This window comes from Streptomyces sp. KMM 9044 (assembly GCF_024701375.2).
Classification (GTDB): domain Bacteria; phylum Actinomycetota; class Actinomycetes; order Streptomycetales; family Streptomycetaceae; genus Streptomyces.
On record NZ_CP113910.1, the window covers coordinates 6,138,210 to 6,157,389 of the forward strand.

The window sequence follows — 19,180 nt, forward strand, 5'->3', positions numbered from 1 at the left end:
GTCTGGCAGCGCTTCCTGCGCTGGTGGCGCGGCTACTGGCCAGAGGCGAGGGGGGCTGAGGGCGGCCCGTGAGCAGCGGACCGGGCCGTGGTGGTCCGCGCCTCGGCGGTCCGGCCGTCTGGAGCGCGGTCGCCGTCGGCACGGTCGTCCGCGGCCCAGTCCTCGTACGACGTCCACGCCGTGAGCGTCCGGCCACTGCGCAACCGGTGCCGTGCCCCCGTCACCGGGTCGGTGAACTCCAATGCCCGCGCGAGCAGTTGCAAAGGGTGCCGGAAGTCACCGGCCGGGACGGGGCCGGTCACCTCCGGATACAGGGGGTCGCCGAGGATCGGCACGCCCAGGGCGTTCATGTGTACCCGCAGCTGATGGGTCTGCCCGGTGCCGGGCACCAGCCGGTACCGGGCGAGGCCGTCGGCCCGGTGGACCAGGAGCTCGACCCGGCTGAGCGCGTTCGGCTCGCCCTCGACCTCGCGGGCGGCCAGCACTCCATGCTCCTTCACGATCCGGCTGCGCACGGTCCGGGGCAGGGTGAGCGCCGGATCGTGGGGCGCGACGGCCTCGTACTCCTTGTGGATCAGCCGGTCGCGGAACAGCGTCTGGTACGCGCCCCGCTCCTCCGGCCGCACGGTGAACAGCACCAGCCCGGCGGTGAGCCGGTCGAGACGGTGCGCGGCGCCCAGCAGCGGGATATCCAGCTCGCGGCGCAGCCGGGCCAGCGCGGTCTCGGCGACATGGCTGCCGCGCGGGGTGGTGGCCAGGAAGTGGGGCTTGTCGGCGACGACGATGTGCTCGTCCCGGTACACGATCTCCAGCGGGAACGGCACCGGCACCTCGGCCGGCAGCTCCCGGTGGAACCACACGAACAGTCCTGGCACACAGGGGGCGTCGGCCGGCACGGGCCGCCCGTCCGCGCCCACGATCAGTCCCGCGTCGAACATGGCGTCGACGACACCGGAGCCGGCCGGGAGCCGGGCCACGAGATGGTCCCGCACGGTGGCCCACGCCCCCGCGCCGGGCAGCCGCACCCGCACCGGGTCCACACCGTCGCGCTGCGGCAGCGGGGAGGGCGGGACGGTCCTGCGTCTGCGGGTCACGAAGGTCGAGGCTACGCTTCCGCCCCGCCCTGTTCCTCATGCCGCACCACCCGCCTGACCTCGGCCTCGACCGCATGGCGCGTTTTTCCCTCGGCCCGCGCGAACTCGCTCACCGCCACCTGGACGTCACGGGCGAGGTCGCGCCAGGCCCGCCAGGCCGTCTCCCATGTGGTGGTCTGCCTGCTGCTCCACTTGGTGCCCGTGGGAGATCCGTACGTCTTCCGCAGATGGCGCACGCGCACATGCGCCTCGTCCGCCGCACGCTGCTTGGCCACGAGTTCTTCGAAGGTGACTGTCACGCGCCCGGATCCTCGGGCAACGGGCGGGGGCGGGACACCGCGCCACGCCGCCCGCCGCGGCGCGGGGGCCGGGGTTCACCCGACCGGCGCCGTCACGTGTGCCGGCCGGGATGCCGGCTCGGGCGGGGCAGCGGATCAGTGGTGGTCCGAGGACGACTCAGATGCGGTCCAGGGGTGACTCGGTGGCTGCCCGGCGACGGCTCATCCGGCCGCGGCCGCCGACTCCGGCTGCTCCTGCTCCGCCTCGACCCGTGCGTTCCACTCCTGCTTCGAGGCCTGCCAGCCGTCCTCGTTGTGGCCGCGCCTCAGATGCGGTCCAGGGGTGACTCGGTGGCTGCCCGGCGACGGCTCATCCGGCCGCGGCCGCCGACTCCGGCTGCTCCTGCTCCGCCTCGACCCGTGCGTTCCACTCCTGCTTCGAGGCCTGCCAGCCGTCCTCGTTGTGGCCGCGCCGCCAGTAGCCGGAGACCGAGAGGTCCTCGCGCGCGATCTGCCGCTCGACCCGCAGCAGATGGCGCAGCTCCTTGACGAAGTGCGCCTCGCCGTGGACGAAGGCATGCACCCGGCCCTCGGGGAACTCCAGGTCCTGCACGGCCTCCACCAGAGCCTCGCCGACCGGACGATCCCCCCGGTGCAGCCAGGTGACCGCCACCTCGGAGTCGATCTTCTGCTCCTCCCGGGACCCCTCGACCTCCACGAAGGCATACGCCCTGGCCCCGCTCGGCAGGGCCTCCAGCGACCGGGCGATCGCGGGCAGCGCGCTCTCGTCGCCCACCAGCAGATGCCAGTCGGCGCCAGGGTCGGGGGCGTAGGCGCCGCCGGGGCCGAGGAAGAACACGGTCTCGCCCGGCAGGACCCGCCGGGCCCAGGGGCCTGCCAGCCCTTCGTCACCGTGGATCACGAAGTCCAGCGTCAGCTCGAGCTGCCCGGCGTCCCAGTGGCGCACGGTGTACGTCCGGGTCACCGGCCACTGGTCGCGCGGGAACTCCTCGCGGATCCGCTGCATGTCGAACGGCTCGGGGTAGGTGACGCCCTCGGCGGGGAACAGCAGCTTCACATAGTGATCGGTGCAGGTGTCCGCCGTGAAGTCGGCCAGGCCCTCACCGCCCAGCACCACCCGCTGCATGTGCGGGGTCAGCCGCTCGGTGCGGAGCACCTGCCCGGAGTGGGGCTTGCGCGGCTGGCGTCCCGGTCGCTGTGCCATGGGGTCTCCCTGTCACTCGGTTAGGTATACCTAAGTTAACACTCCCGTTCCCTGATCACCCGGCGCACCGGCGGTGTTCCTCCCGTGCGAGGGTGGTCAGCAGCCGCTCCAGGGAGCCGCCCAGACCCCAGCGGGCCGCCAGTTCCCGTACGGCCTCCGGGTCGCGCGGCATCCGCGGCAGAGCCGTGTCGACCTCCGGGATCGGGACGTCGTCCGCGACCCGCACGACCTTCGGGGCGACCGCCAGATACGGGCCCGCCTCGGTGAGGCGCCTTCGCTGGGTCGGGGTGAGCCTGGCCTGCGGATCGTCGACCGCCGCCAGAATCCCGGCCAGGTCGCCGAACTCGGCCAGCAGCTTGGCGGCCGTCTTCTCACCCACTCCCGGTACGCCCGGCAGGCCGTCGCTCGGGTCGCCCCGCAGCAGGGCCAGATCCACGTACCCCGGGCCGCCCACCCCGTACCTCTCGCGCAGCACGGCCTCGTCGGTGATCTGGAGCGTGCCGACGCCCCTGAGCGGATACAGCACCCGCACCCCGCGCGCGTCGTCCACCAGTTGGTACAGGTCACGGTCCCCGGTGACGATGTCCACCGGGCCGCGCGCCCGCGCCGTGAACGTGCCGATCACGTCGTCCGCCTCGTACGCGGCGACGCCCACGCGCGCGATACCGACGGCGTCCAGCACGGCCTCGATGACCGGCACCTGCGGAGACAGAGTGTCGGGCACCTTCTCCTCGTCGGGGCCCGACGGGCGCTCCCCGGCCACGCGGTGCGCCTTGTAGGAGGGGATCAGTTCCACCCGCCACGCCGGGCGCCAGTCGGCGTCCATACAGGCCACCAGCTCGTCCGGGTGATGGTCCTTGACCAGGCGGTCGATGAAGTCGAGCAGCCCGCGCACGGCGTTCACCGGCGAGCCGTCCGGGGCCCTGACGGAGTCCGGGACGCCGAAGTAGGCCCGGAAGTAAAGAGAAGCGGTATCGAGGAGCATCAGTCGTCCGGTCACGCTCCGCATCATGCCGTACGCCACCGACAGGGCCCGGCAGCCGCCCGGCAGCACCGGCCCGTCACGCGCCGCGCACGGCACGACACGGCTTGGATGTGACGCAGGACACGATTGTGTTTGGGGTGGACGAAAGGGGGGAGGCGCGGCCCCGGAGCGATGCCCGTTGCGAGTTCAACTCCTCTTCATTGCCGTCGAGACAAGAGGTACGCGTGTCATCCAGGCTAGACCCATCCTCCGCGCGTAGCGGTATCGGTTGAATCCGCTGGTGGGCCGTAACGGTGGGCGGGGTGTCGGTGTTGTCTGAGCATGTTGATGACTCCGCCTCCTGCCCGCCGTGTCGCTGTCCGGCGTGAGCGTGGCCCGCTGCGCATGCGTGCGGTGGTGACGCAGGTGGTGACCAAGCGTCTGGGCGCTCTGCCCGTGGTCGCGGAGTTTCTGCATCGACTGCGGGTGGCCGATACCGTCGATGGGCTGTGTCCGGTGCGGGATCTGGCGCTGGCCACGCACGGCGAGGTGATCGAGGCCCTGGTCGCCAACCGGCTCACCAGCCCCCGGCCTTTGGTCCGTGTGGAGGACTGGGCCCGGACCTGGGCGGTCAAGGAGGTCATGGAGCTCGATCCCGGGCTGCTCAACGACGACCGGCTCGGCCGCGCCCTGGACGCGATCGCCCCGCACCTGGACGAGATCACCGGATCGATCGCCGCCCGGGCGATCTGCGAGTTCGGGATCGACACCGCCACCTTGCACTGGGACATGACCTCGATGTCGCTGACCGGGGCCTTCGACCCCGAAGACCAGGACCCGGACTATCCCACGGTCGCCTACGGGCACCCGAAGGACCGGCGGGTGGACCTCAAGCAGATCCAGGCCGGCCTGGGGATCAGCGCGGACGGGGCCATCCCCCTGCTGGCCACCGCGGTCTCCGGCCAGAGCGGCGAGATCACCCAGGTGGTCTCGGCGATGGCGCGGTTCCAGAAGACCGCCGCCGTCAAGCGCTTCCTGATGATCGGGGACAGCAAACTGGTCTCCTACGACAACCTCACCGCGCTGTCCGGCGCGCAGGTCGAGTTCATCGCACCGCTCGCGGCCTCGGCCACCGACACGGCGGTGTTCGCCGCCCTCGACCCCGCCACCGCGGAGCGAGTCGACTACGTCCCGGTGCGGGTGGCCGACCGCCCCACCATGGACCGCCCCGACTACCGGGTCCTGGAAGACACCCACACCCTGACCGGCAAACGCAGAAGCGACCCGCCGATCACCGTGCGCCGCATCCTGGTCCACAGCGCCGGCAACGCCCTCGCGCAGGCCAAGGCCCGCGACAAACGCCTTTCCAAGGCCCGTGAAGACCTGGACAAGCTCGCGCGGCTGGCCGGCAGTCGCTACTACCCGACCCGCGACAAGGTCTCCGCGAAGATCGGGGTGATCGCCGCCAAGCGGCGCGTCACCGACTGCCTGCGCACCCACATCACCGACGGCCCCGACGGGAAACCCGCCCTCACCTGGCACTTCGACCAGGACGTGCTCGACATCCAGGCCAACGCCGACGGCTGGTACGCACTGATCACCAACCAGGACCCCATCAAAGCCGACGCCGCCGCGGTGTTCCTGGCCTACAAGGGCCAGCCCCAGGTCGAGCGCCGCTACAGCGAACTCAAGGGCCCCCTGGCCGTCGCGCCGCTCTTCCTCCACGGCAACAAACGCATCGCCGCGCTGCTGCACGTACTCATGCTCGCCCTGCTGGTCTACAGCCTGATCGAACGACAGGTACGCCGAGCCCTGGAACGCGATGGCAGCCCGGACGGCAGGATGACCGGCCTCTACCCGGACAACCGCCGCGAACGCCCCACCGCCCGCATGATCTTCTACCACCTCGGTGAACTCGACCTGGCCACCAGCCCCGGCAACTGCACGCCCCAAGTACTCCACATCACCCGCGGCGTGCAGCTGCACCTCCTCGACCTGCTGGAAATCAACCTGTCCTGACCAGCGCCAGCCCGACAGACGTCACTCAGACCAGTGACGTGCGGAGGATGGGGCTAGAGGCCGAACACCTCTACAAGGCGTTCGGCAGACGACCGGGCCAGGCGGTCGAGAGACTGCGCCAGAACGAGACCGACCGTGAGGAGTTACGTGCCCGCGGCACGACGGCAGCCGTCATCGACGCCTCGTTCGCCGTGGAGCCCGGCGAGATCTTCGTCGTGATGGGCCTGTCCGGTTCCGGCAAGTCCACTCTGCTGCGCATGCTGAACGGCCTGTCGGAGCCGACCGCCGGAGTGGTGCGCTTCGACGGCGAGGACCTCACCGCGCTGTCCGACCGCGAGCTGCGCGCGGTCCGCTCCAGGAAGATCAGCATGGTCTTCCAGCACTTCGCGCTGTTCCCGCACCGCAGCGTTCGTGAGAACGCCGCCTACGGTCTTGAAGTGCAGGGCGTGCCCCGCGCCGAGCGCGAACGCCGCGCCGACGAGGCGCTCGCCCTGTGTGGCCTGGCCGGCTGGGAGCGGTCCTGGCCCGACGAGCTCTCCGGCGGCATGCAGCAGCGTGTGGGCCTCGCCCGCGCGCTCGCGACCGACGCCGACCTGTTGCTGATGGACGAGTCCTTCAGCGCGCTCGACCCGCTGATCCGCCGCGACATGCAGGACCAGCTGGTGGAGCTGCAGAAGAAGCTGAAGAAGACGATCGTCTTCATCACGCACGACCTCAACGAGGCCATGCGCCTGGGTGACCGCATCGCGGTGATGCGCGACGGCCGTATCGTGCAGATCGGCACCGCGCAGGACATCCTGATCCGCCCGGCCAACGACTACGTCGCCTCCTTCACCCAGGACGTCGACCGCTCCCGGGTGCTGACCGCCGGCGCCGTGATGGAGCGCGAGGTGCGCGGCGACGAGGCCGACTGCACGTGCGAGACCGCGACGGCGCAGACGCCGTTCACCGACCTGTGCGCGATGAGTGCCCGTGCGGCGCACCCCGTGGCGGTCCTCGACGGCGAGGGCACGGTCATCGGCGTCGTGCCCCGGCAGCGGCTCGTCGGTTCCATCGGTGACGAGGAGGGTGCCCCCGGTACCTGCGACTCCCCGCGCGGCGAGGGCGAGAAGGTGATGGCCCGTGCCTAGGATCCCGCTCGGCGAATGGGTCAACAGCGGTGTCGACTGGCTGCTCGCCAACGTGACCTGGCTGTTCGACTTCTTCAAGGCCGTCTTCACCGGTGCCTACGACGGCGTCAACGCCGTCCTCCAGGCCCCCGAGCCGCTGCTGCTCGCCGGTATCTTCGCGGTGATCGCCTTCTGGCTGCGCGGCACCCTTGCCGGTGTCCTCACCTTCCTGGGATTCGCCTTCATCGATTCCATGGAACTGTGGGCGGACTCGATGGTGACGCTGTCACTGGTCCTCGTGGCCACCCTCATCGCGCTGGTCATCGGAGTGCCCGTAGGTATCTGGGCGGCACGCTCGGACCGGGTCAGCGCCCTGGTGCGGCCGGTCCTGGACTTCATGCAGACGCTGCCCGCGATGATCTACCTCATCCCGGCGATCCTCTTCTTCGGGACGGGCCCCGCCCCCGGCATCGTCGCCACCCTGATCTTCGCGCTTGCCCCCGGCGTGCGCATGACCGAGCTGGGCATCCGCCAGGTCGACAAGGACCTCGTGGAGGCGGCCGAGGCGTTCGGCACCACGCCCCGCAACACGCTGCTGCGCGTCCAGCTGCCGCTGGCGCTGCCCACTGTGATGGCGGGCGTCAACCAGGTGATCATGCTCGGTCTGTCCATGGCCGCGATCGCCGGCATGGTCGGCACCGGCGGCCTCGGCGGTGCGGTCATCGAGGCCATCGGCCAGCTCAACATCGGTCTCGGTGCCGAGTCCGGCCTCGCCATCGTCATCCTGGCGATCTATCTCGACCGCATGACCAGTGCCCTGGGCACCCAGGTGTCCCCGCTCGGCCGTCGCGCCGCCGCCAGGGCCCGCGCCGCCCAGGGACTGAAGATCTGGTCCTACCGGCCCCGCCCGCAGGTCGCCGTGATCGGTGTCGTCGTCCTGGCCCTGGTGGCCGGCGGCATGGGCGTCTTCGGCGGCAGTGGCAAGAGCGGCGGTACCGACACCGTTGCCGACGCCGGGAACGTCGGCAACGGCAAGAAGATCTCCATCGGTTACATCCCCTGGGACGAGGGCGTCGCCTCCACCTTCCTGTGGAAGGAGGTCCTCGAGCGGCGCGGCTTCGAGGTCGAGGCCACGCAGTTCGACGCCGGCCCGCTCTACACCGCGCTCGCGCAGGGCGACATCGACTTCCAGACGGACTCGTGGCTGCCCACCACCCACGCCGAGTACTGGAAGAAGTACGGCGGCAAGCTCGAGGACCTCGGCACCTGGTACGAGGAGACGACGCTCGAACTCGCCGTGCCCGCCTACATGGAGGACTTCGACTCCCTCGAGGACCTCGAGGGCAGAGCCGACACCTTCGACGGGAAGATCACCGGCATCGAGTCCAGCGCCGGCATGATGGGCCTGCTCAAGGACAGGGTCCTGCCGGGATACGGCCTGGACGAGGAGTACAAGGTCGTCGACAGCTCCACGCCGGCGATGCTGGCCGAGCTCAAGCGCGCCTACGGCAAGCAGGAACCGGTCGTCGTCACGCTCTGGTCGCCGCACTGGGCGTACAGCGACTACGACCTGAAGAAGCTCAAGGACCCCAAGGGCGCCTGGGGCGAGGGTGACGCCGTGCACACCCTGGGGCGCAAGGGCTTCACCGCCGAGAACCCCACCGCCGGCCAGTGGCTGAAGGACTTCTCGATGAGCGAGGAGGAACTCACCAGCCTGGAGGCCGGGATCAACAGGGCCGGCAAGGGCAGGCAGCAGGACGCCGTCCGCGCGTGGCTCAAGGACAACCCGGACGTCGTCGACAAGCTGGCCCCGGTGAAGTCCGGTTCCGCCGCCACCCCGGCCGAGGCGAAGCGCCCGCTGACCGTCGCGTGGTTCCCCTGGGAGGAGGACATCGCGATCACCTACCTGTGGAAGAACGTCCTCGAGCGGCGCGGCTACAGGATGAACCTGAAGCAGATGGAGGTCGGCCCGGTCTACACCGGCCTCGCCGGTGGGGACATCGACCTCAACTTCGACGCCTGGCTGCCGTATGCCCAGAAGAACTTCTGGGACCAGAGCAAGGACAGACTGGTCGACCTCGGCACCTGGTACGAGCCGACCTCGCTGGAGGTCTCCGTCCCCTCGTACGTCAAGGACGTCAAGTCCCTCGAGGACCTCAAGGGCAAGGCGGACCTCTTCGACGGGCGGATCGTCGGCATCGAACCGGGTACCGGCGAGATGGACCTGCTCAAGAACAAGGTCCTGCCGGGATACGGCCTGGACGAGGAGTACAAGGTCGTCGACGGCTCCACGCCGGCGATGCTGGCCGAGCTCAAGCGCGCCTACTCCAAGAAGGAGCCGATCGCGGTCACCCTCTGGTCCCCGCACTGGTCGTACAGCGAGTACGAGCTGACCAAGCTGAAGGACGACAAGAAGCTCTTCGGCGAGGGCAACACCATCCGCACCATCGCGAAGAAGGCGTTTCCCGGGCAGTACCCCGAACTCACCAAGTGGATCAAGGGTTTCAGGATGAGTGAGGACGAGCTCGGCACGCTCGAGAAGGAGATCAAGGACCGCGGCCAGGGCAAGGAGGAGGCAGCCGTCGCCGCCTGGCTCGAGGAGCACCCGGACGTGGTGGGACGCATGACCCCGCAGTGACGCCCGAGGTCACCGCGGCGATCACCGGTCACCGCGGCGATCACCGGCACCGCTCGCTTCCCGAGGGGCGGGCCCGGCCCCGCACCTGACAGCGGGGCCGGGCCCGCCCCTCGGGGCATGTACGCCCGAAGCGGACGGGGCGCGCGGCCCGTAACGGGCGCAGCGTCACAACGGGCGCACACCGAACGGGAACACGGTAGGAATCCGGCCAATCACACAGTGCTATGCCCACCCCGAACCTCCGGGCCTTCGCCGTGACCTCCCGCCCCTCTTCGGGGGACAATGGCGGAAACACCCTGCGTCCTGCGCACGGCGCACCGGAGGGCTCGCGCATCGGCTGGCGTGAACTGCGGGTTGTGTGCGGTCCCGCGGGACGACGACGTGACAGACGCCTGAACGGTCTGCCGAACATGCGTAGGGTGCAGACAACCCAACAGGAGGAGTGCGCCGGGACCACGGGGCACGGATGCGGGCACAGGCACGGGACGACAGGCGAAGGAGGGCGCCGAAGCGATGGGCGACCACAAAGAACAGCCACTGCGCGTGGGCGCGGCCGTGCGGCGGCGCCGTCGCACGCTCGATCTCACGCTCGCCGTCGTGGCCCAGCGCAGCGGCCTGTCTGTCCCGTTCCTGAGCCAGATCGAGAACGAGCGCGCGCGCCCCAGCCAGAGTTCCCTGGAGAAGGTCGCCGACGCCCTGCGCACCACCGCCGTGGAACTCCTCGCCGCCGCCGACCCGGCGTGCAGTGTCGACGTCGTCCGCGCGGAGGGCACCGAGCAGTTGCCGGAACCTCGTGTCCGGTCCCTGGTACGGGGCCATCACCAGATGCACGCCTCCGAGTTCACCGGCGACCACGACGCCGGGCGTGAATTCCATTTCCGCAACGACCAGTTGATGTACGTCGCGGACGGTGCCGTGGAGGTCGAGGCGGAAGGCCGCGCCTACCGCCTCGGCCGCGGCGACACCCTGTACCTCACCGGAGGCGTCCGGCACCGGTGGCGGGCCGCGGTCGCGGAGACCCGGCTGGTCGTCGTCGCCGTCGCCGAGCACATCGAGGCGGTCCGGGACAAGCCCCGCCGGTGAGTTCCGTGCGGATCGTCTCCCTCGTCCCGTCCCTCACCGAGGCCGTGGCGCTGTCCGCTCCCGGTACCCTGGTCGGCGCCACCGACTGGTGCACGCATCCCGCCGGACTGGACGTGGTACGGATCGGCGGCACGAAGAACCCGGAGGTCGGCCGGATCACCGCCCTCGCCCCCGATCTGGTGATCGCCAACGAGGAGGAGAACCGCGCCCCCGACCTCGACGGCCTGCGCGCGGCGGGCCTCGAGGTCCTGGTGACAAAGGTACGGACGCTGCCCCAGGCCTTCGGCGAGCTGGCAAGGGTGCTCACGGCGTGCGGCGTGAGCACCCGCACCCGATGGCTGGACGACGCCGAAGCCGCCTGGGAGGCCGTGGCAGCCCCGGCGGCCCGCCGGACCGCGGTCGTGCCGGTCTGGCGGCGGCCCTGGATGGTGCTGGGCCGCGACACCTTCGCCGGCGACCTGCTGTCCCGCCTCGGCATCGACCACCTGTACGCAGGACATCCGGAACGCTATCCCCGCGTACCCCTGGACGCGTTGCGCGCGAAGACCCCGGACCTCGTCGTGCTGCCCGACGAGCCGTACCGCTTCACCGCCGACGACGGCCCCGATGCCTTTCCCGGACTGCCCTGTGCCCTGGTCGGCGGCCGGCACCTCACCTGGTACGGGCCGTCGCTGGCCGAGGCGGCGGCGGTGCTGCCCCGGGAACTGCGAGCGGCAGACCGCCGATAGCACCGCGCGGCATAGGCTGGCGTGATGAGTACGACGGACGACCACGCGGGACAGCGGCCTGTGACCACGGGGACCCTGGCCCACCGGGTGCCGGACCTCGGGGCGCTGGAGCTGCTGCTGGCGGTGGCGCGGGTCGGGAGCCTGGGCGGCGCGGCGCGCGAGCTGGGCATCACCCAGCCCGCGGCCAGCAGCCGCGTCCGGTCCATGGAGCGGCAGCTCGGCGTGGCGCTGGTGGACCGCTCACCGCGCGGATCGCGCCTGACCGACGCCGGAGCGCTCGTCACCGACTGGGCACGGCGGATCGTGGAGGCCGCGGAGGCCTTCGACGCCGGCGCGCAGGCACTGCGGGACCGCAGGGACTCACGGCTGCGGGTGGCAGCGAGCATGACGATCGCCGAGTACCTGCTGCCGGGCTGGCTGCTCGCGCTGCGTGCGCAGCGGCCGGACACGGCGGTGTCCCTGCTGGCCGGGAACTCCGCGACGGTCGCGGAGCGGCTGCTCACGGACGAGGCGGACGTGGGCTTCGTCGAGGGGCTGACCGTGCCGACGGGCCTGGACTCCGTGGTGATCGCCCACGACCGGCTGATCGTGGTGACGGCGCCGTCCCATGCCTGGGCCCGCCGCCGTCGCCCGCTCGCCGCCGAGGAGCTGGCGACCACCCCGCTCATCCTGCGCGAGAAGGGCTCCGGCACCCGGCAGGTCCTGGACACCGCGCTGGGCGGCCTGGCCCGCCCGCTGATCGAACTGTCCTCCACGACCGCGGTGAAGGCCGCCGCGGTGAGCGGCGCGGGCCCGGCCGTCCTCAGCGAACTGGCCGTGGGGGAGGAGCTGGCGATGCGCCGCCTCATCCGCGTCCCCGTGGACGGCATCGCCCTGGCCCGCGACCTGCGCGCGGTCTGGCCCACCGGCCACCGCCCCACGGGCCCGGCCCGTGACCTGTTGGCCCTGACCCGAGGCTGAGCACCCGGCGCGCCGGGCACCGGGTGCCGCGCGGAAGGGGTCACGGTGGGGTGGCCGCCTGGACCAGATGGCGTACCACCCGCAGGTCCTCGTCCATCTCCGGATGCCACTGCACGCCCAGGACCCATGCACCCGTCGGGAGTTCGACCGCCTCCACGGTCCCGTCCGCCGCGTACGCCGACGGGACCAGGCCCTCGCCGAGACGGTCCACCGCCTGGTGGTGGAAGGCCGGTACGGACGTCTCCTCCGGGACGGCGTCGGCGTACCGCGTGCCCGGCACCGGCTTGACCGGGTGCCGGCCGAAGACCCCCGGCAGCACCCCCCGGTGGCCGTCGAGGTGCTGGACGAGGGTGCCGCCCAGGGCCACGTTCAGCAACTGCAGGCCCCGGCAGATCCCGAGCAGCGGAACGCGGCGGTCCAGCGCCGCTCGGATCAGGGCGAGTTCCCAGGTGTCCCGGGCACGGTCGGGCGGCCCGGTGCGCGGGTCGGGCTCGGCGCCGTAGCGGACCGGCTCCACGTCGGCCCCGCCCGCGACGACCAGCCCGTCGAGCCGGGCCACCGTCGCGGCGGCCTGCTCGGGCGCGTCCGGCGGGAGCATCGCGGCCAGTCCGCCGGCCCGCTGCACGAGCCGCGGATACCCGATGGGCAACAGCGCGGCGTCCATCTGCCACGCGCCCCACCGGACCCCGGACTCCTCGTACGTGCTGATGCCGATCAGCGGCCTGGCCGTCATGCTCTGCTCCTCTGTCTCCGACGCCGGTCCGGTCAGCCCCGGGACAACTCCGCCTCGGCCGCCGCCAGCGCCGCGAACTCCTCCTCCGGTGCCCTCGCCACCAGATGCCTGCGGCTGTACAGGCCGAAGTACGCCACGGCCACGATGTACACCGCCAGCGCGATGAACGCAGCCGTCACATCGACCAGGAAGGTCGCCGCCAGCGCCGCACAGGCGAGCACCAGCGCGACCGACGAGGTCAGCACCCCGCCCGGCGTAGGGTACGGCCGCGGCAGCTCCGGTTCGCGGCGGCGCAGCACGATGTGCGACAGGGACATCAGCGCGTAGGAGATGGTCGCGCCGAAGACGGCGACGTTCAGCATGCGCGCGCCGTTGCCCGTGCCGGCGGCCAGCGCGAAGCCGATCGCGCCGGGCACCAGCAGTCCGAGGTACGGGGCCCTGCGGCGGTTGGTGAGGGACAGGAACCTCGGCAGATAGCCCGCACGGGACAGCGCGAACAGCTGACGGGACCCGGCGTAGATCAGCGAGAAGAACGACGCCACCAGGCCGGCGAGCCCCGCGTAGTTCACGATCCGGCTGAGCACGGTCGCCTCACCGTCCGGCTGGAGCGCCTCCACCAGCGGGTTGCCCGCGTCCTGCACGGCGGCCGAGCCACGCGCCCCGGCCGCGGCGAAGAAGGTGACCACCGCCAGGACCACGAGGATGCCCATGGACCAGCGGATCGCCTTCGGCAGCGTCCTGGCGGGGTCCCTGGTCTCCTCGGCGGCGAGCGGTACGCCCTCGACGCCCAGGAAGAACCACATGCCGAACGGGAACGCCGCCCAGATGCCGAGCAGACCCATCGGCAGCCAGGAGTTCGCGCCGAAGGACGACGCGTCCACCGGGATGTCGTCGAGCGAGGACGCGTCGAACGAGGGCAGCGCGCCCAGCGCGAAGACGATCAGGGCGGCCACGGCGATCCCGGTGACGACGAAGCTGAACCGCAGCGCCTCGCCGACGCCCCACAGGTGGATGCCGATGAAGACCACGAAGCAGGCGAGGTAGACCGGCCAGCCGGACTCGAGGCCGAACAGGCCCAGCGACTCGACGTAGTCACCGATGAAGATGGAGATCGCGGCGGGTGCGAGGACGTACTCGATCAGGATGGCGGTGCCGGTGAGGAAACCGCCCCAGGGGCCGAGCGCCCGGCGGGCGAAGCCGTAGCCGCCGCCGGCGGTGGGCAGGACCGAGGACAGCTCGGCGAGCGCGAAGACCATGCAGACGTACAGGGTGCCCATGAGCACCATGGCGATCGCCAGACCGCCGAAACCGCCTTCGGCCAGGCCGAAGTTCCAGCCCGAGTAGTCGCCGGACACGACGTACGCGACGCCGAGACCGGTCAGCAGCATCCAGCCGGCGCTGCCGCGGCGCAGCTTCCTGCGGTCCAGATAGTCGTCCGGCACACCGCCGGTGCCGTGGTCCGCGCCCCCGGTGGGCGGTGAGGAGGACGACGGCGAGGGAGAGGACGGTGAGGGAGAGGACGGTGGTGGCGGAAGGCTCACGGGGTGACTCCCCAGGGGGCGGTGACGAGGAAGCGGGCAATGGAGCGGATCCAGACCTTTGTGGGCCCATACCCTCCCGGCGTGGCCGGCGGGACGCAAGACCCTCGCACCGGACCCGTGTACGAAGCCCCGTACGGGGCCCTCGCGTCCAGGGCCCCTGCCGAAGCCCGCCCGCACCCGCCGCACCCGCCGCACCTGCACCGGAGCCCCGCGCCGGCCCGCGTGGCGCGCCCCGCGCCCGGGCCGCCGGCGTCACCGCCCCGTCACCCGGGTGTCACGCCAGGAAACCCCGCAGCAGTGCCGCCGTCCCCGCGCAGTGCTCGCGCGCGATCTCCCGCGCCCCGTCCGCGTCCCCGTCCAGCACCGCCTCGGCCAGCATGGTGTGCTGTCGCTGCGAGTGCTCCAGATTGCGCACCAGCAGGGGGATGCAGTCCAGCAGGTCGTTCACCGTCGCCCGTACGGCCGCGTACTGCGCGGTCAGCGTCGGCGAGCCGGACAGCTCCGCCAGCGTGAGGTGGAACAGCGTGTCCAGGCGGCGGTACCCGGCCAGCGGGGCGTCCCGTGTGCCCCTCAGCGCCCCACGGAGCCGCGCCGCCCGCGCGTCCGACAGACCGTGGTCGGCGCACAGACCCGCCGCGCCGACCTCCAGCACCTCCCGGAACCGCAGTACGTCCTCGATGTCGACCTCGGCGATCCGCCGCCGCAGTTCGGTCCCGCCCGCGTCCGTCGGCCGGGACAGCACGAACGTGCCGCCGTACCTGCCGCGCCGGGGCTCCACGAGGCCCTGGTCCTGGAGCACCTTCAGCACCTCGCGCAGCGTCACCCGGCTGATCCCCAGCCGCTCCGCCAGCTCCCGCTCGGCCGGCAGCCGCTCCCCGCCCGGCACCAGACCCAGCCGCACCACCTGCAGGATCTGCTCCAGCGCCTCCTCGAAGCCGTTGCCCGCGCGCACCGGCCGCAGCACCGGCGCGAGACCGTCACCGAGCGCGCCGTCCTCTTCCTCCGACATGCGGCCGTGCCCCCTTCCCAAGCAATGGTTCTCAGCAATACCTTATGACTCCTGGCTGACCGAAGAAGTCCGAAGAAGCCCGAGGAGGCTCTCCCGTGCCAGACCCCACGCCCCCGCTCGGTGTCGAGGAACTGCACGCCCTCGTCGCGGGCGGTGAGATCGACACGGTCGTCCTGGCCTTCCCCGACATGCAGGGGAGGCTCCAGGGCAAGCGGTTCGCCGCGCGCTTCTTCCTCGACGAGGTGCTCCGGCACGGCACCGAGGGCTGCAACTACCTGCTGGCCGTCGACGCCGACATGAACACCGTCGACGGCTACGCCATGTCCTCCTGGGAGCGCGGCTACGGTGACTTCGCCATGTTCCCCGACCTCGACACGCTCCGCCGCGTGCCGTGGAACGAGGGCACCGCCCTGGTCGTGGCCGACCTGGCCTGGGCCGACGGCTCCCCGGTCGTCGCCGCCCCCCGCCAGATACTGCGCCGCCAGCTGGAGCGCCTGGCCGCACTCGGGTACACCGCCCAGGTCGGCACCGAGCTGGAGTTCATCGTCTTCCGGGACACCTACGAGCAGGCCTGGGACGCCGGCTACCGCGGGCTCACCCCGGCCAACCAGTACAACGTCGACTACTCGGTGCTCGGCACCGGCCGGATCGAACCCCTGCTGCGCCGCATCCGCAACGAGATGGCCGCCGCCGGCCTCACCGTCGAGTCCGCCAAGGGCGAGTGCAACCCCGGCCAGCACGAAATCGCCTTCCGCTACGACGAGGCCCTGGTCACCTGCGACCAGCACGCCGTCTACAAGACCGGCGCCAAGGAGATCGCCGCCCAGGAGGGCGTGTCGATCACCTTCATGGCCAAGTACAACGAACGCGAGGGCAACTCCTGCCACATCCACCTCTCCCTCGCCGGCCTCGACGGCACCACCAGCGCCATGCCGGGTTCAGCGCAGGACCCCGACTCCATGTCGGACGTCATGCGGCACTTCCTCGCCGGACAGCTCGTCGTGCTCCGTGAGTTCTCCCTGCTCTACGCCCCGCACATCAACTCCTACAAGCGGTTCCAGCCGGGCTCGTTCGCGCCGACCGCCGTCGCCTGGGGGCACGACAACCGCACTTGTGCCCTGCGCGTCGTCGGCCACGGCCGTTCCCTGCGCTTCGAGAACCGGCTGCCCGGCGGTGACGTCAACCCGCATCTCGCCGTGGCGGGCATGGTCGCGGCCGGGCTGTACGGCGTCGAGCACGGTCTTGAACTGCCCGAGCCCTGTCCGGGCAACGCCTACGCCGCCGGCTTCGAGCGCGTTCCGACGACCCTGCGGGAAGCCGCCGAACTGTGGGAGAACAGCAGCATCGCGAAGGCGGCCTTCGGCGACGAGGTCGTCGCGCACTACCTCAACATGGCGCGCGTCGAGGTGGACGCCTACGACGCCGCGGTCACCGACTGGGAGCTGCGCCGCTCCTTCGAACGCATGTGAGGCCCCCGTTGCCGCTGCCCGACGCACTGCCCGCCGACGTGTCGCTGACCGCCGAGCTGCACGTACTGAACCCCGCCACCGAAGAGACCGTCGCCACCGTCCCCGCCGCCTCCGCGGCCGACGTCGACGCCGCCGTCACAGCGGCCGCGCGGGCGCAGACGACCTGGGCCGCCCTGGGCCCCGGCGACCGCGCCCGGCTGCTGCGCCGGTTCGCCGCCACCGTCGACGAGCACCTGGAGGAACTGGCCCGCCTCGAGGTCCGGGAGGCCGGGCACACCCTCGGCAACGCCCGCTGGGAGGCCGGAAACGTCCGGGATTTGCTCGACTACGCCGCCGGGGGGGTGGAGCGGCTCACCGGCCGGCAGATCCCGGCCGCCGGCGGCCTGGACGTCACGTTCCTCGAACCGCTCGGCGTCGTCGGCGTCATCGCGCCCTGGAACTTCCCGATGCCGATCGCGGCCTGGGGCGCGGTACCGGCCCTCGCGGCAGGCAACGCGGTCCTCCTCAAACCCGCCGAGACGACCCCGCTCACCGCGCTGCGCCTGGCCCGGCTCGGCCTGGAGGCGGGTCTGCCCGAAGGGCTGTTCCAGGTGCTGCCCGGCCATGGGCCGGTCGCCGGCGACGCGCTCGTCGAGCACCCCGGCGTCGCCAAGATCGTGTTCACCGGCTCGACGGCCGTGGGCCGGCGGGTGGCGGCCAAGGGCGCGGCACTGCTCAAGCCGGTCACCCTCGAACTCGGCGGCAAGAGCCCCAACATCGTCTTCGCCGACGCCGATCTCGAAGCCGCCGCGGCCACCGCCCCCATGTCCTTCCTGGACAACGCCGGCCAGGACTGCTGCGCCCGCACCCGCATCCTCGTCCAGCGCTCGGCGTACGACCGCTTCCTCGGCCTTCTCGCCCCCGCGATCGAGTCCGTCGTCGTCGGCGACCCGGCCGGCGAGCGGACCGACATGGGCCCGCTGATCTCCCGGGCCCAGCTGGACCGCGTCCGCTCCTACGTCCCCGACGACGCCGACAAAATCCGCGGCAAGGCCCCCGAGGGCGGCCCGGGCTTCTGGTTCCCGCCCACCGTCCTCACCGGTGTCGACCCGCACGCGCGCGTGGCCGTCGAGGAGGTCTTCGGGCCCGTCGCCGTCGTGCTGCCCTTCGAGGACGAGGCCGATGCGATCCGCCTGGCCAATGCCACCGAGTACGGCCTGTCCGGCTCGGTCTGGACCCGGGACGTCGGCCGTGCCCTGCGGGTCTCGGGCGCCGTCCGCGCCGGGAACCTGTCCGTCAACTCCCACTCCAGCGTCCGCTACTCGACGCCTTTCGGGGGGTTCAAGCAGTCCGGCCTCGGCCGTGAACTCGGCCCCGACGCCCTGGCCGCCTTCACCGGGACCAAGAACGTCTTCATCAGCACCGAAGGTACGGCGAGCAGCGCGAGCACATCAAGCACCGAGAGCACCGAAGGCACGGAGGGCCCCGCACAGTGAGCGAAGCGACCGAGGACATCATCTGCCGCCGCCTGGCCGGCCGCACCGCCGTCGTCACCGGAGCGGGCAGCGGCATCGGCCTGGCCACCGCCCGTCGGCTCGCCTCCGAGGGCGCCCACGTCGTCTGCGGCGACGTGGACGAGGCGCGCGGCAGGGCGACCGCCGAGGAGACCGGCGGCGTCTTCGTGCACGTCGACGTCACCGACTCCGAGCAGGTCGAGGCCCTCTTCGCAGCCGCCCACGACACCTACGGCAGCGTCGACGTCGCCTTCAACAACGCCGGTATCTCCCCGCCCGACGACGACTCCATCCTGGAGACCGGACTCGACGCCTGGAAGCGCGTCCAGGAGGTCAACCTCACCTCCGTCTACCTGTGCTGCAAGGCAGCGATCCCCTACATGCGCCGCCAGGGCAAGGGCTCCATCATCAACACCGCGTCCTTCGTGGCCCGGATGGGCGCGGCGACCAGCCAGATCTCCTACACCGCGTCCAAGGGCGGCGTCCTCGCCATGTCCCGCGAACTCGGCGTGCAGTTCGCCCGCGAGGGCATCCGCGTCAACGCGCTGTGCCCCGGCCCGGTCAACACCCCGCTGCTGCGGGAACTGTTCGCCAAGGATCCGGAGCGCGCCGCCCGCCGGCTCGTGCACATCCCGCTCGGCCGGTTCGCCGAGGCCGAGGAGATCGCCGCCGCCGTCGCCTTCCTGGCCAGCGACGACTCCTCCTTCGTCAACGCCACCGACTTCCTCGTCGACGGCGGCATCTCGGGGGCGTACGTCACACCAGTCACCTAGGCCCCGTCGTCCGCCACGGATGCCGCCGTTCCGGGCCCGGCGCACGCCGCGCGTGCCGCCGGGC

16 protein-coding genes are annotated in these 19,180 nt (G+C 71.7%); 9 read left to right on the forward strand and 7 right to left on the reverse strand.

Features of this window, described 5'->3' with window-relative positions; all coding sequences use genetic code 11:
• Positions 1 to 32: 32 nt before the first annotated feature.
• From HUV60_RS27775 to HUV60_RS27790, 4 genes are all read right to left on the reverse strand, one after another.
• Complete coding sequence (locus tag HUV60_RS27775) at positions 33 to 1,094, reverse strand: RluA family pseudouridine synthase (RefSeq protein WP_257849917.1); 1,062 nt, start codon at positions 1,092 to 1,094, stop codon at positions 33 to 35.
• A gap of 11 nt (positions 1,095 to 1,105) precedes the next feature.
• A complete protein-coding gene (locus HUV60_RS27780) occupies positions 1,106 to 1,393 on the reverse strand; it encodes a hypothetical protein (RefSeq protein WP_257849918.1) in 288 nt (95 codons plus the stop codon).
• A 349-nt stretch (positions 1,394 to 1,742) separates the two neighbouring features.
• The gene (locus HUV60_RS27785; protein ID WP_257849919.1) at positions 1,743 to 2,597 is read right to left on the reverse strand and encodes a siderophore-interacting protein; all 855 of its coding nucleotides are present in this window, start codon (positions 2,595 to 2,597) and stop codon (positions 1,743 to 1,745) included.
• Between the two features lie 55 nt (positions 2,598 to 2,652).
• On the reverse strand, positions 2,653 to 3,606 hold the full coding sequence (locus HUV60_RS27790; RefSeq protein ID WP_257850289.1) for a 5'-3' exonuclease: 954 nt from the start codon (positions 3,604 to 3,606) through the stop codon (positions 2,653 to 2,655).
• 384 nt (positions 3,607 to 3,990) lie between these two features.
• On the opposite strand from HUV60_RS27790, the gene HUV60_RS27795 reads away from it, so the two are divergent.
• The 6 genes from HUV60_RS27795 (at position 3,991) to HUV60_RS27820 (ending at position 12,098) form a co-directional block, all read left to right on the forward strand.
• The gene (locus tag HUV60_RS27795; RefSeq protein WP_257849920.1) at positions 3,991 to 5,580 is read left to right on the forward strand and encodes an IS1634 family transposase; all 1,590 of its coding nucleotides are present in this window, start codon (positions 3,991 to 3,993) and stop codon (positions 5,578 to 5,580) included.
• 47 nt (positions 5,581 to 5,627) lie between these two features.
• Complete coding sequence (locus HUV60_RS27800) at positions 5,628 to 6,710, forward strand: quaternary amine ABC transporter ATP-binding protein (protein WP_257849921.1); 1,083 nt, start codon at positions 5,628 to 5,630, stop codon at positions 6,708 to 6,710.
• On the forward strand, positions 6,703 to 9,327 hold the full coding sequence (locus HUV60_RS27805) for an ABC transporter permease/substrate binding protein (RefSeq protein ID WP_257849922.1): 2,625 nt from the start codon (positions 6,703 to 6,705) through the stop codon (positions 9,325 to 9,327). Before HUV60_RS27800 ends, HUV60_RS27805 begins: the two co-directional genes overlap by 8 nt.
• Positions 9,328 to 9,840: 513 nt before the next feature.
• Positions 9,841 to 10,410 (forward strand): helix-turn-helix domain-containing protein, encoded by a 570-nt coding sequence (locus HUV60_RS27810; RefSeq protein WP_257849923.1) that lies wholly within the window; start codon positions 9,841 to 9,843, stop codon positions 10,408 to 10,410.
• A 5-nt stretch (positions 10,411 to 10,415) separates the two neighbouring features.
• On the forward strand, positions 10,416 to 11,138 hold the full coding sequence (locus tag HUV60_RS27815) for a helical backbone metal receptor (protein WP_257850290.1): 723 nt from the start codon (positions 10,416 to 10,418) through the stop codon (positions 11,136 to 11,138).
• Positions 11,139 to 11,162: 24 nt separating this feature from the next.
• Positions 11,163 to 12,098, forward strand: coding sequence for a LysR family transcriptional regulator (locus HUV60_RS27820; RefSeq protein ID WP_257849924.1), 936 nt, complete (start codon positions 11,163 to 11,165; stop codon positions 12,096 to 12,098).
• A 40-nt stretch (positions 12,099 to 12,138) separates the two neighbouring features.
• On the opposite strand, the gene HUV60_RS27825 is transcribed toward HUV60_RS27820, so the two are convergent.
• The 3 genes from HUV60_RS27825 to HUV60_RS27835 all read right to left on the reverse strand — a co-directional run bounded on the left by HUV60_RS27825 (position 12,139) and on the right by HUV60_RS27835 (position 15,381).
• Positions 12,139 to 12,831: a gamma-glutamyl-gamma-aminobutyrate hydrolase family protein gene (locus tag HUV60_RS27825; RefSeq protein WP_257849925.1), complete on the reverse strand. Its 693-nt coding sequence runs from the start codon at positions 12,829 to 12,831 to the stop codon at positions 12,139 to 12,141.
• A 32-nt stretch (positions 12,832 to 12,863) separates the two neighbouring features.
• Positions 12,864 to 14,273 carry an ethanolamine permease gene (gene eat / locus HUV60_RS27830; RefSeq protein ID WP_257850291.1) on the reverse strand — a complete coding sequence of 470 codons (1,410 nt, stop codon included), beginning with the start codon at positions 14,271 to 14,273 and terminating at the stop codon, positions 12,864 to 12,866.
• Between the two features lie 373 nt (positions 14,274 to 14,646).
• Positions 14,647 to 15,381, reverse strand: coding sequence for a FadR/GntR family transcriptional regulator (locus HUV60_RS27835; RefSeq protein ID WP_257849926.1), 735 nt, complete (start codon positions 15,379 to 15,381; stop codon positions 14,647 to 14,649).
• Positions 15,382 to 15,476: 95 nt separating this feature from the next.
• On the opposite strand from HUV60_RS27835, the gene HUV60_RS27840 reads away from it, so the two are divergent.
• From HUV60_RS27840 to HUV60_RS27850, 3 genes are read left to right on the forward strand one after another with little or no spacing between them, the layout of a single operon-like run.
• Positions 15,477 to 16,850 carry a glutamine synthetase family protein gene (locus HUV60_RS27840; RefSeq protein ID WP_257849927.1) on the forward strand — a complete coding sequence of 458 codons (1,374 nt, stop codon included), beginning with the start codon at positions 15,477 to 15,479 and terminating at the stop codon, positions 16,848 to 16,850.
• Between the two features lie 8 nt (positions 16,851 to 16,858).
• Complete coding sequence (locus HUV60_RS27845; protein WP_257849928.1) at positions 16,859 to 18,325, forward strand: aldehyde dehydrogenase family protein; 1,467 nt, start codon at positions 16,859 to 16,861, stop codon at positions 18,323 to 18,325.
• The gene (locus HUV60_RS27850) at positions 18,322 to 19,116 is read left to right on the forward strand and encodes a 3-oxoacyl-ACP reductase (RefSeq protein WP_257849929.1); all 795 of its coding nucleotides are present in this window, start codon (positions 18,322 to 18,324) and stop codon (positions 19,114 to 19,116) included. Before HUV60_RS27845 ends, HUV60_RS27850 begins: the two co-directional genes overlap by 4 nt.
• Positions 19,117 to 19,180 lie beyond the last annotated feature (64 nt).

Bases quoted from the DNA above. Each gene is read 5' to 3' on its own strand.
- HUV60_RS27785 (WP_257849919.1), bottom strand. From the start codon at position 2,597: ATGGCACAGCGACCGGGACGCCAGCCGCGCAAGCCCCACTCCGGGCAG.
- HUV60_RS27790 (WP_257850289.1), bottom strand. From the start codon at position 3,606: ATGCGGAGCGTGACCGGACGACTGATGCTCCTCGATACCGCTTCTCTT.
- HUV60_RS27800 (WP_257849921.1), top strand. From the start codon at position 5,628: ATGGGGCTAGAGGCCGAACACCTCTACAAGGCGTTCGGCAGACGACCG.
- HUV60_RS27810 (WP_257849923.1), top strand. From the start codon at position 9,841: ATGGGCGACCACAAAGAACAGCCACTGCGCGTGGGCGCGGCCGTGCGG.
- HUV60_RS27820 (WP_257849924.1), top strand. From the start codon at position 11,163: ATGAGTACGACGGACGACCACGCGGGACAGCGGCCTGTGACCACGGGG.
- HUV60_RS27825 (WP_257849925.1), bottom strand. From the start codon at position 12,831: ATGACGGCCAGGCCGCTGATCGGCATCAGCACGTACGAGGAGTCCGGG.
- HUV60_RS27835 (WP_257849926.1), bottom strand. From the start codon at position 15,381: ATGTCGGAGGAAGAGGACGGCGCGCTCGGTGACGGTCTCGCGCCGGTG.